Raw genomic sequence first — 11,565 nt, 5'->3', positions numbered from 1 at the left:
ACTCAGTGCACGACGACGAAAGCCCGACTCCCGGCCCCGCACGCGGCACGAGCGATCGGCTCACCGTCACCTCGGTCACCATCACCCCGATCGCCGTCAAGGACCCGCCGCTGCTCAACGCCTCCGGCTGCCATCAGCCCTATGCGTTGCGGTCGATCATCGAGCTGCACACCGAGTCCGGCGTCACCGGCATCGCCGAGGCCTACGGCGATGATCCGACCCTGGAACTGCTGAGCCGGGCCGCCGCCGCGCTGCCCGGCCTCGACGTGTTCGACATCAATGGGCTGACCCGGCGTGCGGCCGGATCCCTCGGCTCGTTCACCGCGTACAACCCGACCGAGCTGATCGGCCCGACCGGGGCGGACAAGACGGTCGCGCAGATCGTCGGGGCCTTCGAAGTGGCCTGCTACGACGCCCAGGGCAAGGCCACCGGCCGGCCTGTGGTCGACCTGCTCGGCGGCGCGGTGCGCGAGAGCGTGGACTTCAGCGCCTACCTGTTCTACAAGTGGGCCGAGCATCCGGCGGGCGGCGGCTGCGATTTCGAACCCGACGACTGGGGCGCCGCGCTCGACCCGGACGGCATCGTGGCGCAGGCCCGCAGAATGGTCGACACCTACGGGTTCGGCTCGCTCAAACTCAAGGGCGGCGTCTTTCCCCCGGACCAGGAGATCGAAGCTATCCGCGCGCTGCGCAGGGCGTTCCCTGACCACCCGCTGCGCATCGACCCCAACGCGAACTGGAGCGTGCCAACCAGCCTGCACGTCGCCAAGGAGCTCGAAGGAGAGCTCGAATACCTGGAGGACCCGGCGCCGGGCATCCCCGGCATGGCCGAGGTGGCCGCGGGAACCCCGCTGCCGCTGGCGACCAACATGTGCGTCACGTCCTTCACGGACATCCCCGAGGCGGTGCACCGCGGCGCCGTGCAGGTCATCCTCTCCGACCACCACTTCTGGGGCGGCCTGCGCGCGTCGCAGCGCCTCGCCGGGATCTGCGAGACCTTCGGGCTCGGCCTGTCGATGCACTCGAACACGCACCTGGGCATCAGCCTGGTGGCCATGGCCCACCTCGCCGCCGCGACGCCGAACCTCACCTACGCCCTCGACACGCACAGCCCGTGGCAGCGCGGCTTCGGCTACACGGCCGACACGCCGGACTTCCAGGACGTGATCCGTCCCGGCACGCTCACGTTCGAGGCGGGCTCGCTGCGCCTGCCCGGCGGCCCCGGCCTCGGCGTCGAGATCGATCGCGACGCACTGGCGCGCCTGCACGAGCAGTACCGCACATGTGGGGTCCGGCGCCGCGACGACATCACCCACATGCGTCTGGTCCACCCCGACTGGACCGGCAAGCGCCCGAGATTCTAGGAGCCGCGAATTTCGCTGACGGATCGTCATCGGCGCTCTGAGTGGGTAGGGTTTCCGGCGGGGAGCGGTGCGACCGGAGGGTGAGCCACCGCGGAAACGGGGTGAACGGCCGGAATGCCTCGCAGGCGCATCAGTGCACGCCGACAGTGGTCGGCGTGCACCGGCGCGCTCGTGCTGGCCGCGGCGGCCGCGGCAGGGTGCACCTCCCCGCTGCCCGACCTGACCGACCCGGCCAACCGCGCGGAGGGCTCGCAGACCATCGTCTGGGTTTCCAGCCCGACCCTGCGCAACGCGAGCGACGACGCCCGGCAGGTGCTCGTGGACGCCTTCGAGCAGGCCTATCCCTCGATCAAGGTGAACCTTCAGCCGGGCCCTGACAACACGGACCGGCTGCACGAGAAACTGAGCGGCGAACTGTCCGGCGGGTCCGCGACGCCCGACGTCTACTCCGGCGACGTCACCTGGCCGGCCGAGTTCGGGCACGACGGTCTGGCGTTGCCGCTGAACGACTACTTCCCGGCGTCGTTCTGGTCGCAGTTCGCCCCGCCCGGCACCGCCCTCGCGGACAATACCCTGATTCAGGCGATGAGTTATCGGGGCAACGTCTACGCGGTGCCCTACTTCGTGGACTACGGCTTCCTGTTCTATCGCAAGGACCTGCTGGCGCAGGCGCACCTGCCCGCGCCGAGCACCTGGGAACAGCTGCTCGCGGACGCCAGGGCGCTCAAAAACCGCGGCCTGCCGTACCAATTCGCCTGGCAGGGCGACGCATACGAGGGCTTGACCTGCGACTGGACCGAGCTGCTCGCCGACGCGTACGGAGGGCAGAGCGCGGCGCAGTTCGCCACCTCCGCCGGCCAGGCGACCGCCGCCCGACTCGCCTCGCCGCAGGCGCTCAAGGCGCTCGACTTTCTCCGGACCCTGATCGGCGACGGGCTCTCGCCTGCGGGCGTGAACGGCTTCGAGGAGCCGCAGGGCGACTCGGCGTTCGACAGCGGGCAGGCCGCATTCCTGCGCAGCTGGGACTCGTCCTGGGCCAACGCGGTGAGCGCCACCAGCGCCGTGGCGGATCTGGACAAGGTCGGCGTGATGCCGCTGCCCACGTTCCAGGGGCAGCGCGGCCCCGGCTCCTCAGTCGTCGGCGGGTGGAATCTGTTCGTCAACCCGCACAGCCGCAACCTCACCGCGGACCTGACCTTCGTGCGCTGGATGGCCGGGCCGCAGGCGCAGCGCATCCTGGCGACGCAGTTCTCCGAGATACCGAGCAACTACGCGGTGCGCACGTCCTCCGACGTCACCGCGAACACCCCGATCATGGCCGCGGCCGCGCGAATCAGCCCGGTCAGCCGACCCTCCTCGACCCCTGACTACGGCGAGCTGAGCAAGAAGATCTACTCGGGGATCCACGAGGCGCTGCCCGCCGGGCCAGGACTTCCCGCCGCCGATCCATGCACGACCCTGCTCAAGGCAGCGAGAGCCATCGATCCGGCGGTACACAGCACTCTTCCATGCGATGTCACAGGCGGTGGCTAGACATGGCAATCGCGCCTGGAGACGAAGAACGTACACCCCCGGAACCGGCGGACGACACGAGCGGGTATTCGCCCGCCATCCCGCGCAATGGCACCACCGGAGTCAAACGAACAGACACCGGTGAGGGATCCAAAGCTCTCGCGCAGGCCGAACCGGAAGACGCGATACCCGGTCTGATCGAGCGGGCCCGCGAAAGTATCCGGTTCTGGATTCGGCTGCACGGACGCGGACTGCTCGGCGCCACCCCCTTCGCGCTCGCCGCCGCGCTCACCGCGGCGGCCCTCTCGCCCATCGCGATCCCGCTCCTGCTGGGCAACGCGGCCCTCGCGCTTTCCGGACTGCTCGGGCAGCTAGGCAACATCGGCGCCGAGCACATCGCGCACGTCATCGAGGACGTCGTCGCGCAGCTGCGCGGCGAGGCGCACGGAAAGCGGATTTCCGAAGAGCGCCTGCAATCCGCGCTCAGCAGCCGGCTGCGGGAAGAACTCGACGGGCCGCAAGCCGCCGCGCTACGCGCCGAGATGGCGCAGATACTGCATCGCGTAAACGGCGTCGGCACCGCGCTGGACGCCGCGGTCCGCAGCGGTGTCGAAGGACTTTCGGTCTACATCGGCGAGACGGTCAACCAGCTCAGCCAGACCTCGGTCGAGTTCCGCGCGCTGCGCGAGGACGTCATGTCGGGACTCGCCGTCATCCAGCACGACCTGGCCAGGCTCGAAGCGATGCAGCGCGGGCAGGCCGAGCAGGTCGAGCGGATCGGCGTCCAGATCACCGAGCTGCACCGGCAGTTGGCGATCGGCCGCGGCGCGGTCCGGCTCCTGCCGAAGCAGCTTCCCGCCGGATCGCGATCCGCGCCCGACCCCGGCAAGGACTCGGAGGACTCGCCCTATCCCGGTCTGGCGGCGTTCGACGAGGAGACCGCGCAATGGTTCCACGGCCGCGAACAGCTCATCGCGCGCCTGGTCACCCGGCTGCGGCAGCGCCTGCAGGGCCTGTCGATGGTGCTCGTGGTCGGTGCGTCCGGCGCGGGCAAGTCCTCGGTGCTCCGCGCGGGCCTGATTCCCGGCCTCGACACCGGCGCGCTGGCCGTGCCGGGCTCGGAGCGCTGGCCGCGCGAGGTGATGAAGCCGGGCCCGGCCCCGCTGGGCGAACTCGCGCTGCGGCTGGCCAACCGGCTCGGCGGGGACAGCGTCGAGATCGCCGAGAAGCTGCGGCAGAACCCGAACAACGCGGCCCTGATCCTGCGCCAGGTGCTCGATTTCGACCGGCGCCGGCGCGACGGTTCGGCGGCCGACCGTCCCGAACCGGCCACCGAGGCCGGCCGGCTCGTGCTGGTGATCGACCAGTTCGAGGAGATCTTCACGCAGTGCGAGGACGGCCTTGAGCGCCAGCGCTTCGTCGACGCGATCTGCGCGGCCGCCGACGGGCAGCCCGGCGCCCCGGCGCCGGCCCTCGTCGTCCTGGTGCTGCGCGCGGGCTTCGTCGAACACTGCACCGCGCACCCGGCGCTCGGCCCCGCGCTCAGCGACCAGTTCATCGTCGGCCCGATGAACATCAGGGAGCTGCGCGAGGCGATCGAGGCACCGGCCCGCGACGCCGGGCTGGAGGTTCAGCAAGGGCTGGTCGAATTCATGCTCACCGACCTGGAGGCGGTCACCTCTCCCGACGGCGAGGACGGCGCCGTGGCCACCTACGACCCGGGCAAGCTGCCGCTGCTCGCGCACGCGCTGCGGGAAACCTGGGAGGGCAGGGAGCGCGCGGAGCACGGCGACCGCTGGGTGCTGACCACCAAGGCCTATACCGCGGCGGGCGGCATCAAGGGCGCGGTAGCCAAGAAGGCCGACGAGGTATATCAGAGCTTTGACAGCGATAGCAAGCGCGTGGCACGCATCCTGCTGGAGCACATGGTCTCGGTCCGCGCCGACGCGGAGGACACCCGGCGCCGGATGACCCGCGCGGCGCTGCTCACCGAGGTGGCCCGCAGCGACCTGCCGACGGCGCGGCGGGTGCTCGACCGGCTGGAGCGCGAGCGGCTGGTCACCAGCGACAAGGACACCGTCCAACTCGCGCACGAGGCGCTGTTGCGGCACTGGCCCGCGCTGAGCGAGTGGCTGGAGGAGCACCGCGACTGGCTGCGCACCCTGCAACGGCTCTCCGCGGGCGCCCAGGAATGGGACTCGGGAGGCCAGCACCCTGACCTGCTGCTGCGCGGCACCCAGCTGTCCGCGGTGCGCGCCGAGGTCACCGAAGCGCGCCGCGGCGAGCTCGGCCGGCGGGAGAACGAGTTCCTGCGCGCCTCCGAACGCCGGCGCAAGCGCAACGACCGGCTGCGGCTCGGCGTGGCGATGGCGCTCACGGCGGCGCTGGTCGCCGCGGCCGGGCTCGGATTCGTCGCCAAGAACAACAGCGGCGCGGCGCACCGACAGCAGACCATCGCACAGGCCCGGCAGCTCGCCGCCGAGGCGGACGCGCGCCGCTCGACCGATCCGGAGGTGGCGCTGCTGCTCTCCCTGGCGGCGTACCGGATCGCCCCCACCGACACCGAGGCCGTCAACAGCCTGCTGTCCAGCCAGACCGGCTACTTCACGGCGCGCCTGCCGAACATCGCCGGAGCGGTGAACGCCGTCGCCTACGATCCGGCCGCGCCGCTGCTCGCCGCGGCCGGCCAAGACAACGCCGTGACGCTGTGGAGCACCACCGCGGATGACACCGCATCAGGGAACACGGGTACGCGCGCGCCGGTCGCCATGCTTTCCGGTGACGCGCCGTTCTATGCGGTGGCTTTCGATCCGACCGGCCGCCTGCTGGCCGCCGCACAGCAGAACGGAACCACCGTGCTCTGGGACGTGGCCACCAAAACACGACTGGGCACGGTCGGCGCCGGACCGGACGCGGTCGACGCCCTGGCCTTCAGCCCGGACGGCACCGAACTGGCCACCGCGGGCTATGCCGGAACGGTCTGGCTCTGGAACGTCAGCAGCCTGAAACGAGTGGCCGAGGTCGGCGTGCGCAACGGGACCATCAGCGGCGTCGCGTTCAGCCCGGGCGGCGACAGACTGGCCGCCGCGTGCACCGACGGCGAGGTGCGGATATGGAAGACCGCTGATCTCAGCGCCCGGCCGCAGGAGCTGGTCGGCCACACCGGCATGGTGCGCTCCGTCGCCTTCAATCGCGCCGGAACGCTGCTCGCGTCCGGCGGCGATGACACTACCGTGCGCCTGTGGGACGCGAACAGCGGCGCCGCTCTCGGGGTGCTCAGCGGCTCGGCCGGGCCGGTACGCGCGGTCGCGTTCAGCCCGGACGGGACCGAACTGGCCAGCGCCGGCGAGGACGACGCCGTGCGGCTTTGGGACACCGCCACGCGCCTGCAGATCGGCGCGCTGACCGGCCCGGCGAACGCGGTGGCCGGGATCGCGTTCAGCCCGGACGGCCACACGCTCGCGGGCGCCGACACCGACGCGACCGTCGGCCTGTGGAATGTCGCGGCGCCGCAGAAGCCGGGCGAGATCGCCACGGCCGCCGTCGCCGCGGCCCCGGGCCAGGCCGGGCTGCTGGCCACCTCGGGTGCGAATCAGCAGACATATTTGTGGCGGACCTCAGGGCACGGCCTCTACGCGACCGTCGGACCGAGCGGCGGGTCGGCGGCGAATAGTGCCGAATCCGGGGCGCGCGGTCCGTCCGCGACCAGCGCGGCGACGGCGGGAATCGCCTTCAGCTCCGACGGTCGCAGGCTGGTCACCTCCGTCGCCGGAAACGGCGCGGCGGTCTGGGATGTCGCCACCCGGCGCAGAATCCGCACGCTCACCGCGGATTCCCCGGTCGACGCCGTCGCGGTCCGGCCGGCGAACCACGGCGCCGGAGACAGGAGCGGCGCCATGGACGACGTCATCGCCGCCGGCGGCGTGAACGACTCGATTTACTTCTGGGGCCCCGGCGCCACCGCGCCGTCGTGGTCCAACGCTCTGCTCGGCGGCCCCATCACCACCGTCGCGTTCAGCCCGGACGGCACATTGCTGGCCGCCGGAAGTCAGGACGGGACCGTGCTGTTGATTCGGGTGGCGGTCGTCGGCGGACGGCTGAGCGCGAATGTCGTCGAACAACTTTCCGGTTCCTCCGGCGCGGTGGAATCGGTGGCGTTCAGCCCGGACGGCCGCACCCTGGCCGGCGGCTGCGCGGACGGCACCGTGCGGCTGTGGGACACCCGCGATCCCAATAAGCCGGCCGGATTGACCACCCTGTTCGGGCAGAGCCAGGCCGTGGTCGGGGTGGCCTTCAGCAGTGATGGCAGAACCCTGGCTTCCTCGGCCGCCGACCACACCGTCCGGCTGTGGAATGTCGCCGATCCCAAGGCGCCGGCCGCACTCGTCACGCTGGGCGGCCCGAGCGATCCGACCGGCGTGGCGTTCGAACCCGGCACGGGCATCGTGGCCGGCTCGGCGGCCGACGGGACGGCGCTGTTCTGGGACACCGACGCCGCCGCGGTGGCCGCGCGGATCTGCGCCTCGAACCCGGCCGAGGCGGCCCGGATTCTCACCCCGTCGCTGCTCGGCGGCGATTACCCGGCACTGTGTCCGTAAACGCGCGCCCGCGGCGGCGCCTCGAACGGCAGTTCTTCGGCTGGAACTTCGACTAACGGGCTGCACATCGCGGGCATTGTCATGGTGCCGCGACCGCACGCACCTGGGAATTCGGCAATCGAGAATCAGACGTCTGCGTTTCTCGGCGGGATTCCGGGGCGCGCACGCGGCTTCCATTGAGTGGCGCGCGCGCCGATAGTAACGCATGTGCGCTGGGCCGATGCACAGGTACTGCGCTACAACCGATACGGTATGCGAATTGAACTGACCGGTCGACGCCGGCGTTTAGGTACACGAATTACTCGTTGGAAAGGAAAGTCACAGTGGCTCTTAAACGAGTGTGCGACATCACCGGCACGGATCATGACGTGGAGATCTGCGACGTGACCATAGCCGGGCAGACGATCAAGCTGGATCTCTCCCCGGCGGGCGCGGACAAACTGCGTGAGTTCTTCGGCGCCGCGGTCACCGTGCAGCACCCGCTCGCCTCCGGCGCCGCGGCGGTCGCCGAGCCGGCCGCGCAGGTGGCCGAGCCGGCCGCCGCCGAAGCGGACGAGGAGGAGCAGGCCGCGCAGGTGTCTGCCGAGGAGGCCGAGGCAGAGGTCGAATCCGAGGCCGCGCCGGTCGCCGCGGAGCGTCCGTCCCGCCGCGGTCGGCGGGCCGCCGGTGCCAAGACGGCGCCGCGCAACGCCAAGGGCGGCGGCCGGAAGAAGGCCGCGCCGCGGCGCGGGGCCAAGCCGGTCACGCCGGGCACCTCCGAGATCCGGGAATGGGCCAGGGCAAACGGATTCGAGATCGGCGAGCGCGGCGCGATTCCCGGCCGGATCCGCTCGGCGTACACGCTGGCGCACGAATAAATGCTCTGAGGAATGTGGCGCCGACCGGGTACCGCACACCCGGCGGCGACGGCACCGGACTCCCGGCCACGTCGGCGTTCCCCCACTCCCCGTCGTGGCCGCGGCGTCGAGGCATGACCCGGGCCGCAAAACAGAACACTGCATGAGAAACGCGTCCGCCCTCCCGCCGCCGAAACGGCCGGGAGGGCGGACGCCCCCGGGATCAAGTCATCCTGCTCGTACAGTTCGCTTAGGCAGCTCGCCTAAGCACTTCGCCTAAGCATTTCGCTCAATCCGTCGACTGCCATCGCCGCGGCGATCGGTTACGGCAGGCTCCACTGCTGGTTCGCGCTGTCGGCGCAGGTCCAGATCTGCACCTGGGTACCGGAGCCGCCCCAGCCGGTGTCGTCGAGGCATTTGCCGGAATTCGGGTTCACATACTCGCCGTTGGACTGGTGCTGCCATACCTGCGCCACGGTGCCGTTGCAGGTCCACAGCTGCACCTTGGTCCCGTCGGCGGTTCCGGCGCCGGAGACGTCCAGGCACTTGCCGAGGGCTTGCAGCTGATTGCCCGAGGTCTGCGTCCACTGCTGCGCGTTGGTGCCGTTGCAGGCGTAAACCTGGACAGCGGTGCCGTCCGCGGTCCCGGCGGCTCGCACGTCGAGGCACATGCCCTGGTAGCCGGTGATCGGACCCGAGCCGGGCGGCGGGGGCGGCGGCGTGGTTCCGCCGGTGATCTGGTTGAAGATGCGCGAGTACGCGTAACCGGTGCCCTTGTCGTAGCCGTCGACCTCCCAGAAGGCCAGCTCGGCCACGCCGTTGCCCGCGGCGAAGCTCTCCAGGCTCTGCGCGTCGCTCTGCGAGAAGGAGGCGCCGTCGTCGTTGGTGCCGGCGATCGGGGTCAGGCCCATCTTCGCGTAGGCGGCCGCGGTGGAGATGCCGTACAGCCCGGCCAGCTGGTTGGCGGTGTTGCGCGCCGCCGACTCGGCGTCGCTGAGCACCGGCTGACCGTCGTAGAAGTCCATCGTCATGATGTTGACGATGTTGACGCTGACGCCCTGGGTCTTCGCGTCCTGCAGCAGCGCGTACTCGGAGGCGTTGCCGGTCGGCAGCCCGCTCGGCGCGACGCCGAGGGTGAAGTCGACCTGCACGGCCGGGTTCTGCCGCTGCAGGGCGGCCAGCGCCTGGTCGCGGCGGGTGGTCGAGGCCGTGTCGCTCAGCGTGCCGCCCTCGATGTCGAAGTCCAGCCGGGTCACCCCGGTGCTGTTGACGATGTTCGCGTACGCGGCGGTCAGCGAGGAGACGCTGGTGCAGGTCTGGGCCAGCTCGCCGCCCTCGGCGCCGCCGGAGGAGATGATGACCTGGCCGCCGGCCGCTTGCAGGGAGCTGATCTGCGCGTTGAAGGCGGTCAGCCCGTAGCCGCCGTCCTCCCACTGCGGGGTGCAGCCGGACTGCGGGATGAGGAAGGCCAGCGTGTAGTACTTCAGGCCGGTGGCGCTCATGTCGGCGGTCATGTCGCCGACGTCGCCGGTGGTGACTTGGAGGTACGGCGCGGCGTAGTGGGCCGGGAACGCGGGTCCGGCAGCCTGCGCCGATCCGTTCAGGGCCAGCAGCAGACCGCCGGCCGCCACCAGCGGCAGCGCGGTCAGGGTCGCTTTGGTGCGGGTCAATCGCATAGGTGGTCTCTTCTGCGGGTGAGTATGGGTATGAGCATGCTGAGACCGTCGCGCCGAACGGTGGGGGAGCGCGGAGCCGCGGCCGCAGGGACGCGCCGCGCCGCACTCGCGGGCGTACCTCCGGAGAGCTCCTTATTTCGCGGTTTGATTAAACTCGTAAACCAGAATCGCGTCAAGGGCTGCGCGCCAACCCGTCGACCTCGCCGTCAACGCAGCTCAGAGCCGCGAAGGCGGCGGAAAAGTAGGGCGCCGGAAAAGACAGGGCGGGGACGAGACCAGGTCTCGTCCCCGCCTGCTCGTGCGGGTGTCTATCGGCTAGAACATCAGGAGACGTTCAGCGCGTTGTCGTCCACCACGAAGGAGGTCTGCAGCGAGCTGTCCTCGCTGCCGGTGAACTTCAGCGTGATGGTCTGGCCGATGTACGAGGCCAGGCTGAAGCTGTGCTGGGCGTACCCGCTGATGTGGTTCAGGTTCGAGTACGTGGCCAGCGTGCCGACGACGGTGCCGGAGGAGTTGAGCACCTGCACCTTGAGGGTGTCGTAGGCGGTCGTGGTGGTGGTCTCCGAGGTGTCGATGTGCAGGTAGAACGAGAAGTTCGCGTTCTTACACGTCGACGGGATGGAGACCTTCTGGGCGAGGGTGTCGGTGTGGGTCGTGCCGTAGCCGTCGAGCCACGCGTAGTAGGTGCCGCTGTGCGAGGTCTCGCCGGCGCCGTTCGGGTTGATCACGCCGGCCGTCGACGTCCACGGGCTGGCCGAGCCGGTCTCGAAGCCGGGGTTGCCGAGCAGCTGCGCCGCGGTGCACCCGCCGCTGGTGGGGTTCACGGTCCAGCTGAAGGACGCCGAGCCGCTGGCGCCGGTGCCGTCCTTTGCCGTGACCGTCACGCTTGAGGTCGCGGCAGTGGTCGGGGTGCCGGAGATCAGGCCGCTGCTGGAGATCGACAGGCCGGCCGGCAGGCCGGTGGCGCTGTAGGTCAGCGTCTGGCCGGATGCCGAGTCGGTGGCGCTGATCTGCAGCGAGACCGCGGTGCCGACCGTAGAGGTCTGCGATCCCGGGTTGGTCACAGTCACCGTGTTACCTGTCGTGCTGGTGACCGTCCAGGTGAAGGAGGCGGATCCGCTGGCGCCGGTGCCGTCGGTGGCGGTGACGGTGACGCTGTAGGTGTTGGCGGTGGTCGGGGTGCCGGAGATCAGGCCGCTGCTGGAGATCGACAGGCCGGCCGGCAGGCCGCTGGCGCTGTAGGTCAGCGTCTGGCCGGATGCCGAGTCGGTGGCGCTGATCTGCAGCGAGACCGCGGTGCCAACCTTCGTGCTCTGCGATCCCGGGTTGGTGACCGTCACCGTGTTGCCGTGGGTGAGGATCTGGTGCGAGATGGCGCAGTTGTTGGTGTCGTTCGACCAGCTGGCCTGCTCGGCGTAGGTGCCGAAGGAACCGAAGCTGATGTTCGCGGCGCCGCCGGCGGTGCCGGGGCTGATCCAGGCGCACTCGTCCGAGTTCTCCTGGCCGTTGTACGAGCTGCCGGTGTTGTTGGTCCAGCCGCCGGCCGGGTTCTGGTCCGACATCATCTCGTGCCACTCGT

At 70.4% G+C, this 11,565-nt stretch carries 6 protein-coding genes; 4 read left to right on the top strand and 2 right to left on the bottom strand.

What is annotated here, in order from left to right; translation table 11 throughout:
• The first annotated feature begins 5 nt into the window (after window positions 1–5).
• The 4 genes from VFB40_RS08745 (at window position 6) to VFB40_RS08730 (ending at window position 8,331) form a co-directional block, all read left to right on the top strand.
• Window positions 6–1,364: a glucarate dehydratase family protein gene (locus VFB40_RS08745; protein WP_324848799.1), complete on the top strand. Its 1,359-nt coding sequence runs from the start codon at window positions 6–8 to the stop codon at window positions 1,362–1,364.
• A gap of 114 nt (window positions 1,365–1,478) precedes the next feature.
• Entirely contained in the window at window positions 1,479–2,897 is a 1,419-nt protein-coding gene (locus VFB40_RS08740) for an extracellular solute-binding protein (protein ID WP_324848798.1), read from the top strand.
• Window positions 2,898–2,899: 2 nt separating this feature from the next.
• A complete protein-coding gene (locus VFB40_RS08735) occupies window positions 2,900–7,474 on the top strand; it encodes an nSTAND1 domain-containing NTPase (protein ID WP_324848797.1) in 4,575 nt (1,524 codons plus the stop codon).
• A 323-nt stretch (window positions 7,475–7,797) separates the two neighbouring features.
• A complete protein-coding gene (locus tag VFB40_RS08730) occupies window positions 7,798–8,331 on the top strand; it encodes an Lsr2 family DNA-binding protein (protein WP_324848796.1) in 534 nt (177 codons plus the stop codon).
• A 302-nt stretch (window positions 8,332–8,633) separates the two neighbouring features.
• Here VFB40_RS08730 and VFB40_RS08725 read toward each other — a convergent pair whose 3' ends face one another.
• A complete protein-coding gene (locus tag VFB40_RS08725; RefSeq protein ID WP_324848795.1) occupies window positions 8,634–9,986 on the bottom strand; it encodes a ricin-type beta-trefoil lectin domain protein in 1,353 nt (450 codons plus the stop codon).
• A gap of 323 nt (window positions 9,987–10,309) precedes the next feature.
• On the bottom strand, window positions 10,310–11,565 hold a 1,256-nt coding region (locus VFB40_RS08720; RefSeq protein WP_324848794.1), incomplete at its 5' end, for a putative Ig domain-containing protein.

Origin of the sequence: Actinocrinis sp., assembly GCF_035650855.1 — a bacterium.
GTDB lineage: Bacteria > Actinomycetota > Actinomycetes > Streptomycetales > Catenulisporaceae > Actinocrinis.
Note: the sequence above shows the minus strand (reverse complement) of the source record. Positions and strands in the feature narration are given on the sequence as shown.